Annotated in this window: 13 protein-coding genes; 3 read left to right on the top strand and 10 right to left on the bottom strand. The window is 40.5% G+C overall.

Annotation, left to right across the window (positions count from 1 at the left end):
• Positions 1-43: 43 nt before the first annotated feature.
• Entirely contained in the window at positions 44-1,684 is a 1,641-nt protein-coding gene (locus tag AAG747_RS02060) for a tetratricopeptide repeat protein (protein WP_346819455.1), read from the top strand.
• A gap of 421 nt (positions 1,685-2,105) precedes the next feature.
• Positions 2,106-3,620, top strand: a complete 1,515-nt coding sequence (locus AAG747_RS02055) for an NAD(P)H-hydrate dehydratase (RefSeq protein WP_346819454.1) — start codon at positions 2,106-2,108, stop codon at positions 3,618-3,620.
• 68 nt (positions 3,621-3,688) lie between these two features.
• Here the strand turns inward: AAG747_RS02055 and AAG747_RS02050 are convergent, their stop codons facing one another.
• From AAG747_RS02050 to AAG747_RS02005, 10 genes are all read right to left on the bottom strand, one after another.
• The gene (locus AAG747_RS02050; RefSeq protein ID WP_346819453.1) at positions 3,689-4,390 is read right to left on the bottom strand and encodes a response regulator transcription factor; all 702 of its coding nucleotides are present in this window, start codon (positions 4,388-4,390) and stop codon (positions 3,689-3,691) included.
• The gene (locus AAG747_RS02045) at positions 4,377-5,975 is read right to left on the bottom strand and encodes a sensor histidine kinase (RefSeq protein ID WP_346819452.1); all 1,599 of its coding nucleotides are present in this window, start codon (positions 5,973-5,975) and stop codon (positions 4,377-4,379) included. Before AAG747_RS02045 ends, AAG747_RS02050 begins: the two co-directional genes overlap by 14 nt.
• Before the next feature lie 256 nt (positions 5,976-6,231).
• Positions 6,232-6,597, bottom strand: a complete 366-nt coding sequence (locus tag AAG747_RS02040) for a hypothetical protein (protein ID WP_346819451.1) — start codon at positions 6,595-6,597, stop codon at positions 6,232-6,234.
• A 163-nt stretch (positions 6,598-6,760) separates the two neighbouring features.
• Positions 6,761-7,693, bottom strand: a complete 933-nt coding sequence (locus tag AAG747_RS02035) for a UDP-glucuronic acid decarboxylase family protein (protein WP_346819450.1) — start codon at positions 7,691-7,693, stop codon at positions 6,761-6,763.
• Complete coding sequence (locus AAG747_RS02030; protein WP_346819449.1) at positions 7,693-9,027, bottom strand: UDP-glucose dehydrogenase family protein; 1,335 nt, start codon at positions 9,025-9,027, stop codon at positions 7,693-7,695. Before AAG747_RS02030 ends, AAG747_RS02035 begins: the two co-directional genes overlap by 1 nt.
• 123 nt (positions 9,028-9,150) lie before the next feature.
• Positions 9,151-10,173, bottom strand: a complete 1,023-nt coding sequence (rfbB, locus tag AAG747_RS02025; RefSeq protein ID WP_346819448.1) for a dTDP-glucose 4,6-dehydratase — start codon at positions 10,171-10,173, stop codon at positions 9,151-9,153.
• A complete protein-coding gene (rfbD, locus tag AAG747_RS02020) occupies positions 10,170-11,060 on the bottom strand; it encodes a dTDP-4-dehydrorhamnose reductase (RefSeq protein WP_346819447.1) in 891 nt (296 codons plus the stop codon). Before rfbD ends, rfbB begins: the two co-directional genes overlap by 4 nt.
• Positions 11,032-11,586, bottom strand: a complete 555-nt coding sequence (rfbC, locus tag AAG747_RS02015) for a dTDP-4-dehydrorhamnose 3,5-epimerase (RefSeq protein ID WP_346819446.1) — start codon at positions 11,584-11,586, stop codon at positions 11,032-11,034. The genes rfbD and rfbC overlap by 29 nt, the downstream gene beginning before the upstream one ends.
• The gene (rfbA, locus tag AAG747_RS02010) at positions 11,587-12,450 is read right to left on the bottom strand and encodes a glucose-1-phosphate thymidylyltransferase RfbA (protein WP_346819738.1); all 864 of its coding nucleotides are present in this window, start codon (positions 12,448-12,450) and stop codon (positions 11,587-11,589) included.
• A gap of 5 nt (positions 12,451-12,455) precedes the next feature.
• Complete coding sequence (locus tag AAG747_RS02005; RefSeq protein WP_346819737.1) at positions 12,456-13,082, bottom strand: L-threonylcarbamoyladenylate synthase; 627 nt, start codon at positions 13,080-13,082, stop codon at positions 12,456-12,458.
• A gap of 490 nt (positions 13,083-13,572) precedes the next feature.
• Here AAG747_RS02005 and AAG747_RS02000 point away from each other — a divergent pair, with 490 nt between their 5' ends.
• Positions 13,573-14,205 carry a hypothetical protein gene (locus AAG747_RS02000; protein ID WP_346819445.1) on the top strand — a complete coding sequence of 211 codons (633 nt, stop codon included), beginning with the start codon at positions 13,573-13,575 and terminating at the stop codon, positions 14,203-14,205.
• Positions 14,206-14,263: the final 58 nt, after the last annotated feature.

Below are 14,263 nucleotides of genomic sequence, written 5' to 3'. Positions count from 1 at the left end.
AACTTGCTAGTATTTTTTATTATATAAAACAGTCTTTATCATTATGGACAAAGCCTTAACCAAATACTTTTTCATGTTACTGTTGATGCAACTCCCTTTATTTGCATCGGCACAGAACTGGAGCAGCCTGTACGAAAGTGGGAAAAAGTATTATAAAGAAAAGAAGCTCACCACTGCGATTCCGATCTTAATCCAGGCACGTCAACAGGCTCAAAGCGAATACGGGCAAAACTCTTTTAACTACAAAGCAACCCTAAAGCTTTTGGCGCAAGTGTATTTTGATCACCGTCAATTTGCAAATAGTAGTAATTACTACTTGGAGTTGGTGCGCATCATGGAAAAAAACAGAGAAAACACGTCCAAAGAGTATGCGGATAACCTGGAAGCACTGGCCCAAACTTATACGGAAGGAAAGCGGTATTCAAAAGCCGTGGAGTTTTATGAAAAAGCCGTAGAGGTACGCAAAAAAGTTCAAGGAAAAGACACTGAAGACTATACACATACTCTTCACCATCTTGCATCTTTATACTTAAAAGGAAGAAAGTACGATGCGGCCAAACAGTATTACACAGAGCTCTTGCCGATTGCAGAAAAAACCTTAAAAAAATATCCTGCGGCCTTGGCCGATATGGCAAAAGAAAAAGGGGATTTGCACTTTGCCTTAAAAGAGTATAAAACAGCGATCGCATTGTACGAAAAGAACCTTTCGTATTTACAACATAGTAGTGCCCCTCCCACTCAAAATTTAGAAGCTCAACAAAAAATCGCCCAGTCGTATTATATCTTAGAGGACAAGGAAGCCTGTGTAAAAGAGTACCTTTCTTATATGCAATTGGTAAAAGAAGCCTTCCAGGATGATACCTCCCGCTTTGAAAGGGAAGCAAAAAGCACTATTGAGAAGTTAGAGGAATTTCAGGCACTTGCTGCAATCATCAAGATTTACGAGGCACAAGAAGAAATCTTCATCAAAAAATACGGTGCGGAAGATAAAAAGATCGCTCAAACAAAACTGGCCATTGCCCAGGTTCAAAAGCAAAACAACAACTACGAGTCAGCTCAACAATATATCCAAAATGCACTTGCTATTTATCAAAAAAGCAGTGGGGAAAAGAGTGTAGATTTTTTTGAGACTAAAGATGAGTTGGGAAGACTTCTCGCCAGCCAGGCCAAAGATCAGGAAGCAGAAGAGATTTATCTGGAAACGCTTGCAGCCCGAAAAGAAAATTTAGGAGAAAGTAATTTTTCCTATACTAAAGCACTGGATAGCTTGGCACACTTCTATATCTCTCAGAAAAAATATGTGGAAGCAGACACATTATTGAACCAATTGCTTAGAATAAGAGAGAAAAAACCGGGCAAACGACATGCTTCTTATGCCTCTGCTCTGGGAAGCATGGCCTACTTATATCAGGAACAGGAAAAGTATGAAAAAGCGGAATCGCTTTTAAAAGAGGAAAGTAAAATTTTTAGCGCGTATTACGGAAGCCAAAGCAAAGAAAAAACCCAAAGTGTGATCAAATTGGGGGATTTGTACAAAAAACAAAACAAGTTTACTGAGGCAATCAATGTTTACCGCCAGGCTTTACCTCTGATAGCCGCCTCTTACGGCAAACGCAGTTTGATTTATCAAGGGGTGCTACAAAGGATTGCTGAAATTAATGAAGAAACGAAAGAGAATCATTAAAAAAAATTGAAATAAAAAGGCTAAAAAAAAGTCCGGTCGAAATCGACCGGACTTTTTTTTAGCTGTTTGAATGATCATGCTTTAAAGCATGAAATTGAAGTATACACGAGCTTTTGTCAATTAGCATTAAAACCATAAAAAGGAACTGCTAAACAAAAAATATAAGGATTGTTCATAGCTGGTTTGTTGATTAATTACAACATCTTGAAAAAGTAACCCACCTATTGAAAAAAAAATTATTTATAGTTTTACCCTTTCGTTTCTTTTGATGTTTTTCTACCGGAAGGATTCATAACCTGAATATGCTCTATGTATTAAATTCTCCGGAAAGTATTCTATCTGAAAACTTTTGCTAACCGGCTTAATTCTTTCAATGGAAATTCGATATATTGTATTACTTAGCACCCTATTTTAAAGGTATATGAAAATATTAAATGCCCAACAGATAAAAGAACTGGATGCCTTTACGATCCGGCATGAGCCGATCGCATCAATTGATTTAATGGAGCGGGCATCCGGCCAGTTTGCCGATTGGTTTATACAAAAATTCCCCAACAATACCCCTGTCCTTATTTTTTGTGGGGTTGGTAATAATGGAGGCGATGGACTTGCTGTGGCACGTATGTTATGCCAAGCGCAATTCAATGTGGAGGTAATGGTGGTTCGTTTTTCAGAAAAAACCAGTGAGGATTTTCAAGTCAACGAGCAAAGACTTAACAAACTCATTACTATACAAAATATACACTCGGAAGAGGATATTCCATTGATAGAAGAAGGGGTCGTTATTATTGATGCGATCTTTGGAAGTGGCTTGTCCCGGCCCATTGATGGCTTTACAGCCCAACTTGTCAGACAAATCAATCATAGTCAAGCCACCGTGATTTCGATTGATACCCCTTCCGGGTTATACTGCAGTAGTAATAACAGTGATACACATATTATAGAAGCGGATTATACCGTATCTTTCCAACTGCCCAAACTTTCCTTCTTGCTCCCCCAAAACCAGCGGTTTACCGGCACTTGGGAACTTGTAGAAATCGGCCTGGATCCGGAATTCATTGAGCAATGCGAAACCTCTTATCACTTTATCACATCAGAAGATGCAAGCCATCTCTTAAAAAAACGGAAAAAATTCTCACATAAAGGACACTATGGGCATGCCTTGTTGTTGGCGGGAAGCTTTGGGAAAATGGGAGCTGCGCTACTATCAGCCAAGGCGACTCTCCGAACAGGAGTAGGCCTTCTCACCTGCCACCTGCCTCTATGTGGCTATTCCATCATGCAAACCGCTCTTCCGGAAGCCATGTGTTCCATAGATCACCATGAACATTATATTACGGAAGTCCCTTCCCTGGCCAAAATAAATGCTATTGGCATCGGTCCAGGCCTCAATCAACATGTTTCTACTATTCATGTTTTGGAAAAGCTGATCCAAGAAGCCAAACAACCGCTGGTGTTTGATGCCGATGCTTTAAACATATTGGCCGAGCATAAATACCTCTTGAAACAAGTGCCGGAAAATTCTATCTTAACTCCACATCCAAAAGAATTTGAGCGACTTGCCGGAGAGACAATCAATGACTACGACCGGTTAAAACTCTTGCAAGAGTTTGTGATCGAATGCAACGTTATCGTGGTACTGAAGGGAGCACATACAGCCATTGCTTTGCCTAACGGTTCTATCTACTTCAACTCTACAGGCAACCCCGGAATGGCTACGGCAGGTAGCGGGGATGTACTCACAGGTATTATTTTATCTTTATTGGCTCAAAATTATACTCCTGACCATGCAGCTATTCTGGGAGTTTACCTCCATGGTTTGGCAGGAGACCTTGCCAGAGAAACCGAAGGGGAAGAGGCCTTGATTGCTTCCGATATAGTGGAATACTTGGGAGAAGCATTTGCCGTATTAAGAAATGTCCAAAATGAAGAATAATCGTTTGTTGCTCTCTCAAAAAAGCCCTTGGTGTTAACTCATCAAGGGCTTTTTTGAGAGAGCAAAATTTATTCGGATTTCAGTTCGACTAATTTGAAGCCCTGTCCATGCACATTGATGATCTGTAAATTCTCATCACTTTTTAAAAACTTACGAAGCTTGGTAATGTAAACATCCATACTTCGGGAGTTAAAATAATTATCGTCCAACCAAATCTTTTTCAAGGCTTCCGAGCGGTCAAGCATTTGATTTTTATTTATACAAAGCAAACGCAACAAACCCGATTCTTTGGAAGTGAGCTTTTGTTCTTTGCCATCATCAAAAATCAACTTTTGTGAATCCGAATCAAACGTAAAGCGTCCTATTTGAAACTTGTTTTGTTCTTCCTGTGGTAAGTTAGAAGAAGTTCTGCGAAGAATCGCCTCCATTCGCAGTAAAAGCTCTTCCATACTGAATGGCTTAGTAATATAATCGTCAGCACCTGCCTTAAAACCTTGAATGGTATCTTCTTTTAAAGATTTAGCCGTAAGAAAGATAATCGGTACCACTTTGTTCTTTTTCCTGATTTCTTCAGCCAAAGTAAGGCCATCCATTTTAGGCATCATCACATCCAATATACATAAATCGTATGCCTCTTTTTGAAAGGCATCCAACCCCTCTTTGCCATCTCTACATAAGTCGGTTGTATAATTTTTCACTTCCAAATACTCTTTTAGTACCTGCCCCAGGTTAGGGTCATCTTCCACTAGTAATATCTTAATTTTGTTCATGGCGATAAGGTAAATAGATGGTAAACGTACTTCCTTGGTTTAATTCACTTTTTACGGAGATGGTACCGCGATGGGCCTCTACCATTTTGCGCACATAACTCAAGCCGAGCCCGAAGCCCTTCACATTATGCACATTGCCGGTAGGAACCCGGTAAAATTTATCAAAAACTTTATTAATATTTTCATTTGAGATTCCCTGACCTTGATCGGTCACTTCTAATACAATCCCCCCGTTCATAGAAGAAGTCGCAATTTGGATATTTGGTTGCTCGGGGGAATATTTATTTGCATTGTCCAACAAGTTATAAATAATGTTCGACAGGTGCACCTCATCGGCTTCTATCATGGTATTTTCGGCCTTCAATGAAGTCCCTATCGTGCCTTCTCTGTTTTCAATTTGGATTTTAATGTTGGTAATTGCCTTGCATATGACTTCATGCAGGTCAATTTTTGTGATTTTTAATTTAAAATCACCTTTATCCAAACGGGCTATTTGCAAGACCCGCTCCACTTGTTCTGCCAACCGGTTATTTTCATCTTTAATAACACTCAAATAGCGAGTCCCCAAACTGGGAATTTTTCGGATGTCCGGATCCATCAAAGCTTCACAAGCTAAGGACACCGTAGAAATAGGTGTTTTGAGCTCATGCGTCATATTACTGATAAAGTCGTTCGTAATTTCCGAAAGCTTCTTTTGCTTGAGAATGGTTTGAATGGCTATGCTAAAACAAACAGAGATGATGATTAAAAAGAAGATGGAAGAAGACAGAACCAACCAATTCTGCCGGATCAGGTAAGCTTCTTGATTCGGGAAGTTAACATATAAAATATTGTGGCCGCCAAACAAATCCGAAGGGAATAACTTGGTTTGAAATTCGGAAGTTAGAATATTTCTTTCACTTTCGGGATTGCTGCATATCACCATTTTTTTACTTGATACTTTCGGATTCAACACCCCAAAGTTATAGTCCGTATGCAGTCCACGGTTTTGCATCTCCGTATGCAAAAGGGAGTCCAACAAGCCCTCGCTCACCCGGTCTTCAATTTTAACCTTTTTGTCCATCAACAAGAGCTCATCCATGATAAAACTCACCATATTGGACCGTTGAGCCAATTTGGAACTAATGGAAGAACTTAAACGCTGCCAAATCAAGGAGTCGCCAATAGGTTCTATATCCGGAATACTTTGGAACATCTGTTGTTCCAGTTTTCCAAAGTCGGCAATTTTATTTTTCCGGGCAATCCCCGACTTACTGATCACCGCTTTTTCTTCCACTTCATACGCATAGCCTTCCTCCCGTAATTTATCCGAACCTACCCACTGTTTTATTTTAATCGTCTGTTGTTCATTCCAACGGGCTACCCCGGAAGAATCATAATCGACAAAGAAGAAATCGTCTGTCACTTTCACACTGTTTTCCACTTGCTTTTTGATGATGTACAAGGCCTCATGTTGCTCTAGTTTGTTCACAACGGTATTCAAAAGGCTATGTACTTCCTGGCGAAAGCGTTCTTTTTGTACAGACATAGCCATATTTACCCAATAAAATTGCAAGCCAACTAAGCCAAGCAACGCGATACTCATCAACACAATGATATATTTGAGCCGAGTTTTATTAATAGGCTGCATACCTTCTTTCAAACGTTATCATGAAAACTGGCAAATTTCTTTTTCCTCAAAAATACAAGCTATTCAAGCAAAAAATAAATATGTAAGGATTTAAGTGAATTCAAGCCGGGAAAATCACCTTTAGTTCTTTGTTAAAAAATCAATTCGGAGTATTACTGCAAGGGGTAATTTTTGGAAGGGAAATTGTATTAAATCAGAGAGAAACATCTGGTCATTTTTTAATATACTCGATTAAATCACTTTCGATATCCCAGTCTTTGGCTAATTTCAACATAGCAGTGGCTTCCATTTCGCTAATATAGCCTTTGCGGTTATTGGCATACCATACCTTACTCAAGAACTCTAGCCGCTTTTTTTTATCAATATGCTCCATACTGGAATTCAAATAGGCACGAGCTCTTTCAAAGGCATTAAAATAATCTTCGTTGATAAACTGGTTGGCCCATTCCAATTCTTCCAAAGCATTCAGCTGACTGGCTGTTTCATTTAACATCTGTTGCTCATCTTCGTCCAAGCCATGGTAGTGAAAAATCACCGATTTCAGGAGCAAGAAGGCTTTTTTTTCCTCACTGGTCATAGAGTTTACAAATAGATAAAGAACTTGTACTGTAAGTTGTAAGATTATTCAATTCAGGAACAAAAAATCTGCTCTCTACTCTCTCAACAATTCTTTAGATAAAACCATACAATAACAGGCATGAAGCCTAATCACTTCATGCCTGTTATTTACTTGATAGAACTTACACTTTATTTTTAAAGTAATCCAACGTTCTCTTTAAACCTTCCGCACGGTCTATTTTAGGTTCCCAACCCAAAATTTCCTTTGCTTTGGTAATATCCGGACAACGAACTTTCGGATCGTCTTTAGGCAGTTCTTTATACACTATTTTGCTAGAAGTTCCTGTAAGCCGGATCACTTCTTCCGCAAATTCTTTAATTGTAATTTCACTAGGGTTTCCAATATTCACCGGTAAATGATAATCGCTCATCAACAAACGGTAAATACCTTCTACCAAGTCATCCACAAAACAGAAAGAGCGGGTTTGATCTCCATTGCCAAACACCGTGATGTCCTCACCCCGTAAAGCTTGGCCCATAAATGCCGGCAATGCACGTCCGTCATTCAGCCGCATCCTGGGTCCATAAGTATTAAAAATCCTAACCATACGGGTTTCCAGCCCATGATAGGTATGATAAGCCATGGTAATGGCTTCCTGAAAGCGCTTGGCCTCGTCATATACCCCCCTCGGACCTACGGAATTGACATTCCCCCAGTACTCTTCATTTTGCGGATGAACAGTAGGATCTCCGTAAATTTCAGACGTAGAAGCCACGATGATTCGCGCATTTTTGGCTTTCGCAAGCCCCAAGCAATTATGAGTTCCTAAAGAGCCTACTTTCAACGTTTGAATAGGCATCTTTAAATAATCGATTGGACTGGCGGGCGAGGCAAAATGCACGATATAATCCAACTCTCCCGGAACGTGAATGAACTTACTCACATCATGGTGGTAATATTCAAACTCCTTCAGAGGAAAAAGGTGTTCGATATTGGCAAGGTCGCCAGTGATCAAATTATCCATTCCAATCACATGAAACCCTTCTTTGATAAAGCGGTCTGCCAAATGAGAGCCGAGAAAACCCGCTACACCGGTAATTAATACTCTCTTCATTATTCTGCTGGGGTTAGTTGTTTCTGTTCAACAGTGTTTCTTCCGATACTGTTATAGTAAAACCCGAACTGCTTCATTTGCTCCAGTTTATAAAGGTTTCTACCATCAAAGATGACTTTTTCCTTCATCAGCTCGGCCATGAAATCAAAATCCGGGGTTCTGAACACGCTCCACTCCGTAACGATAGCCAAAGCATCAGCATCTTTCAATGCATCGTAACGATGTTTGATAAACTCAACTTTATCGCCAAAGATGGCCTTCATATTCTCCATGGCTTCAGGGTCAAACGCAACCACTTTGGCGCCCGCTTCCAGTAATTCATTGATAATGAAAATGGCGGGAGCTTCCCGGATATCATCCGTATTGGGCTTAAAGGCCAAACCCCAAATTGCGATACGCTTGCCTTTCAAATCGTTATTGAAATGGCTTTTGATTTTATGAGCCAGCACATATTTTTGAGCATTGTTCACTTCCATGACCGACTTCAGAATCTGAAAGTTATAATCATTCTCACCTGCCGTTTTTCCTAAAGCTTGTACATCTTTTGGGAAACAGCTTCCACCATATCCTACTCCCGGAAACAAAAAGCGTTTCCCGATACGTCTGTCGCTTCCCATACCAATTCGTACCATGTCCACATCCGCACCAACTTTTTCACACAAATTGGCAATTTCGTTCATAAAGGTAATACGGGTTGCCAAATAAGAATTGGCTGCGTACTTTGTCATTTCGGCAGACCGTTCGTCCATAAAGTAAATGGGATTTCCTTGACGGACAAAAGGCTCGTACAATTCATGCATCAAGGACTTCGCGCGCTCGGAAGAAGTTCCGATCACGACCCTGTCCGGCTTCAAAAAGTCTTCCACAGCCACTCCCTCTCTTAAAAATTCAGGATTAGATACCACATCAAAATCCACTTTGGCATGTTTTTCAACAGCCGCAGTTACTTTCTCTGAAGTTCCTACTGGCACAGTACTTTTATCAACAATTACTTTATAATCCGTGATGATTTTGCCCAGTTCTTCTGCTACTCCAAGTACATAGGACAAGTCAGCAGACCCGTCTTCTCCCGGAGGAGTTGGCAAAGCTAAAAAGATAATTTGTGCTCTATTTACCGCATCCAGTAAATCCGTGGTAAACTCGAGCCGTCCATCTTCGGTGTTGCGTTTGAAAATAACTTCCAGACCTGGTTCGTAGATAGGTAATTCACCATTTCTGAGTCTCTCAACTTTTTGCACGTTGTTATCAACACATATTACATGGTTACCTGTTTCAGCAAAACAAGTTCCTGAAACCAATCCAACGTAACCAGTGCCTACTACAGCAATTTTCATCTTTATTAATATTTTAGTTTAATAAATGTTTAACTAAAAGGGACTTACGCAAATATGTTAATTAATTCGACACAGCGTAAACTCCTTTAAGGTTTATTAATAAATCAACCCAGCCCATCTTCGTTATAAATACTTAGTCAAATACCACTCAACCGTTTTCCGGATTCCTGTTTCAAAGTTTTCTTGCGCTTTCCAAGCCAATTCGCCTTCTATTTTACTTGCATCGATTGCATAGCGTCTGTCATGGCCTGCCCGGTCTTTCACGAAAGTAATCAATTCTTCGTAAGACTCTTGGGAGGATCGGGGGTTTAATTCGTCCAGAATTTGACAAATCACCTGGGCCACTTCAATATTCTTGCGCTCATTTCTACCTCCGATATTGTACGTTTCCCCAGCCTGTCCATTACAGTAGGCCAAGTCAATCCCCTGACAATGATCAAGCACATACAACCAATCTCTTATATTCTTACCATCTCCGTAAATCGGTATGGATTCTCCATTCAGGCATTTCCGGATAATGGTTGGGATTAACTTTTCATCGTGTTGTTTCGGGCCGTAGTTATTAGAGCAGTTGGTAGTCACCACATTCATTCCATAGGTATGAAAGTAACTGCGGACAATCATATCGCTCGAAGCTTTGGAAGCACTGTAAGGACTATTCGGGGCATAGGGAGTCGTTTCTTCAAACAATCCGGTTTCTCCTAATGTACCATACACTTCATCGGTAGATACGTGCAAAAAGCGGCAGTCTTTATAAGCAGGTTTGTATTCAAAAGGCCCTTCCATCCAATAATTCCGGGCGGCATCCAACAAGGTAAAAGTACCGTTAATATTGGTTTGTATAAACTCTGCAGGGCCGGTAATCGAATTATCTACATGTGATTCGGCAGCCAAATGCAATACTCCTTGTATATTGTATTCCCGGAAGAGGTATTCCACCAGTTCCCGGTTACAGATATCTCCCTGTATAAATTTATACCGATCGGAGCCTTCCACTTCCGACAGGTTTTGTAAATCGCCTGCATATGTCAACTTATCCAAGTTGATCAGAAAATACTCCGGATGTTTTTTAAAAAAATACGGAACTAAGTTCGATCCGATAAACCCGGCTCCTCCGGTAATTAAAATACTTTTCAAATCCGTCACGATTTTAATAGTTGATTAATACATTCATTTAAGGCTTCCCGCCAATGACGAATGGATATCCGGAAAGTTTCTTTTACTTTCGTTTTGTCCATTACCGAATAGTTAGGCCGAGTGGCAGGAGTAGGGTACTGTAGTGTATTGATAGGCAATAACTGTACTTTCGTACCGCTATATTCAAAAATCGCATGAGCAAAGTCGTACCAACTGGCCACTCCCTCATTGCTAAAATGATAAACTCCCCCTGGCACTCCCTCCTCCTTTGAAATATCCAGTGCCCTATCCAGCAACAAAGCTAAATCTTTGGCGTAGGTAGGCGTTCCGATTTGGTCGGCAATCACCCCTAACTGTTCTTTTTCTTTTCCCAAGCGAAGCATGGTTTTTACAAAATTACTTCCCTGAGTAGAATAGAGCCAGGAAGTTCTAAAAATCCAGGCACCCGGATGGGTTGCCATTACGGCTTGTTCCCCTTCCCGTTTACTTTTTCCATATACACTCAAAGGGGCGGTAGCATCCTCCTCCTGATAGGGTACTGAGGTTTTCCCATCAAAGACAAAATCAGTAGAAATATGTATCAACTGACAATCGTACTCTTTACATATTCCCGCCAATGCTTCTGGGGCTTTTGCATTCACCAGAAAGGCCTTTTCAACATCTTCTTCCGCCTTGTCCACTGCGGTATAAGCAGCAGCATTGATGCAACAGTCAAATGTATATTTTTCAAAAAAGCTGTTGATCGCCCGCACGTCGGTAATATCCAGATCAGTATGGTCGGTAAAGACCAACACTCTTCCTTCTTTTTGACAATGGCGCTTGATTTCCTCTCCTAGCTGCCCGTGAGCTCCGGTAACTAATATGTTTTTAACAGGTTTCAAGGCTGATTTCTTCAAATTTCGGAAGTTCTAAATCCTTATCGGAAACAATCAGATCTTTTTCCGGAACTTTCCAGTCCAGTGCCAATTGCTCATCGTTATAAATAATGCCGGACTCGGATGCCGGGTGATAAAAAGTATCACATTTATACACAAATTCCGCGGAGTCACTCAGCACGACAAAACCGTGTGCAAAGCCCTTGGGAACAAAAAGTTGCTTGCGGTTTTCAGCAGACAATTCTACGGAAAAGCTTTTGCCATAAGTTGGAGATTCCTTCCGTATATCCACCACAATATCCAGCACTTTTCCGGAAATGGTTCGCACAAGCTTTGCCTGCATATGTTCCCCTTTTTGAAAATGCAAACCGCGAAGCACTCCGTAAGTGGAATAAGAATGATTATCCTGTACAAAATCACATTCAATTCCGGTATATTCCTGGAATACCCGCTCATTAAAACTTTCAAAAAACAGACCCCGGTTATCTTCGAAAACACGGGGTTCTATAATATACAGTCCTTGTAATTCTGTTTCAATGAACTTCATTTATCTTTTGATTAAATCCATTAGATACTTACCATAACCGCTTTTTAACAAAGGATCGGCCAAGCGTGTCAATTGTTCTGCATCAATAAAGCCCATTTTGAAAGCGACTTCTTCAATACAGCCGATACGCAAACCTTGCCGCTCTTCGATCACCTGTACAAACTGACCTGCTTGCATCAAACTGGGAAATGTCCCCGTATCCAACCAAGCCATGCCACGGTTAAAAATATTCACCTTTAATTTTCCTTGTTCAAGGTACACTTTATTCACATCGGTAATTTCATATTCTCCCCGTGCCGAAGGTTGTATCTCACTGGCAATGTTCACGACATTATTGTCATAAAAATACAGGCCTGTTACTGCAAAATTTGATTTGGGATGTGCCGGTTTTTCTTCGATGGACAATGCCCGGTGATTCTCATCAAATTCAACGACTCCGTAGCGCTCCGGATCGGAAACGTGATAGGCAAACACGGTACCACCCTCAGGGTTGGTGCTTTTTTGCAATAATTCACTTAACCCGTTTCCATAAAAAATATTATCACCTAATACCAAAGCCACGCTGTCATTGCCCACAAACTCTTTCCCCAGCACAAAGGCTTGTGCCAAACCGTTAGGCGCAGCCTGAACCGTATACGTAAAGTTACAACCCAAATGAGAGCCGTCTCCTAACAAGCGGCTAAACAAATGCTCGTCTTGAGGGGTGGTAATGATCAGAATATCTTTAATCCCCGCCAGCATTAATACGGACAAAGGGTAATAGATCATGGGTTTGTCATAAACAGGCAACAACTGTTTGCTCATCGCCAAGGTAAGCGGATGAAGACGAGTACCAGAGCCTCCGGCTAAAATAATTCCTTTCATAGTCATTATAAGAATTGATTAATATCTCCTTTTCCTTCGCGGGTGATTTCAAATTCGTCTGTGAAACAATCAATAATCGTGGAACCGATATTTCCCCCAAACCCACCATCTATCACGATATCTACATGTTTTTGGTATTTTTCAAAAATCAGTTCGGGGTCTGTGGAATACTCCAAAATTTCATCTTCATCTTTGATTGAAGCAGAGATCACCGGATTCCCCAATTCCTTAACTATTTCCCGGGGGATAAGGTTTTCAGGCACCCTGATTCCCACTTGCTTTTTCTTAGCCTCCAATATTTTAGGTACCTTATTACTGGATGGCAATATAAATGTAAAAGGCCCGGGAAGGGCTTTTTTCATCAGTTTAAAAGCCGGGTCACTGACTTTCGCATAAGTACTGATATTGCTCAGGTCATGACAAATAAACGAAAGGTTCAGCTTATTGGGCTTCAGGCCGCGTAAGTGGCAAAGGCGCTGAATCGCTTTTTGATGGAAGAGGTTACACCCCAGGCCATATACAGTATCTGTCGGATAAATCACCAGTCCCCCACTCTGCAACACTTCTGCCACCTTCCGGATTTTAGCGATTTGCGGGTTATCTGGGTTGATCTTTAATAGCTCGGCCATAATACTAAAAGCAGGGTTAATCTACTTTGAAAGCAAAAAATTATCATTTACATTTACAGCCCCAAAATTGGATAATAAATCCCAGGCAGAAAAATTTTACATTATAATTTGCCTATTTGTAATATTTATTAACATTTAGAGCACACTCTCCGGATCTTCATTTAAAGGTACAAATTCACAATTTTTCTTACCTCTGCTTCGGTTCCCTTAAAAGCAGCCGTTTTTTATTTGATTTCCAACCTGAATTTAGTAAATTCTCTTTACAATAAGAGCTTTAACCTTTTATTGACAAGTTCGTAATACACAGAAAGTTACTTATCCAGCATACTGCGTTTTCCGGCAAGTTCAAGAATAGTAATTTTCTTATAATTATTAACAAGTATTTAATAATATACCCGAAAGTTTTTCTTTCATCATCCCATTTTGGCACGGTTTATTATTAAATTATTTATATTTACTACAAGCTTATAAACAATTAAACCACCAACAACCAATGAAATTCGTAACCTTTAAAACTAAGGGCGGCTTGCCGTCTTTGCTACAAAAAATTCTGATTGTAGCCATGACCGCGTTTCTTTACCTTGATACACAGGCCCAGGATACTTGGGTCAATGATAACTTCAAGGTTACTCTTCAAGAAGGCACATTGAGTATCGCTGCGGATGACAAAAAGCTTTTAGAAGTTACAGGAATCACCATTGACGTTTCTTCCCTGGAGTCAATGGAGTTTGAAAGCATGAGTTCCAGCCAACTTACGTTAAAAGTAGGCCTGGACGGGGTGAGTACCGGTACACAAAATGTAGCGGAGCTAAAAATCACCAAAGTTAAAAATGGCATCCGGCTTTCTTCCAACCCGGAATGGGCAAAAAACTTTTCCGTAAAAGTCCAAGGAGAGAAAGACCACTTTTACACGGCAAATGCCATTGACTTACCTGATGAAAATGCTTTCTACATCAGTAGCTCGGGGTATGGCTATTTATTCAAAAGCAAACCCAATTTCTCAGGCTTCACCAATACGCCTTTGGAATTATCGCTTAATTCCAAAGAATTGGATTGGTACATCTTTTACGGACCTGATATGAGTAAGATTCACGAAGGGTACTACTCCGTTGTCAACAAGTTGTAAGTTAGCCGCAATGATGTAAAAACCCCTCCTGAAGAAGCTCTCCAGGAGGGGTTTTCTT

Source organism: Rapidithrix thailandica, from assembly GCF_039710355.1.
Taxonomy (GTDB): domain Bacteria; phylum Bacteroidota; class Bacteroidia; order Cytophagales; family Flammeovirgaceae; genus Rapidithrix; species Rapidithrix thailandica.
Note: the sequence above shows the minus strand (reverse complement) of the source record. Positions and strands in the feature narration are given on the sequence as shown.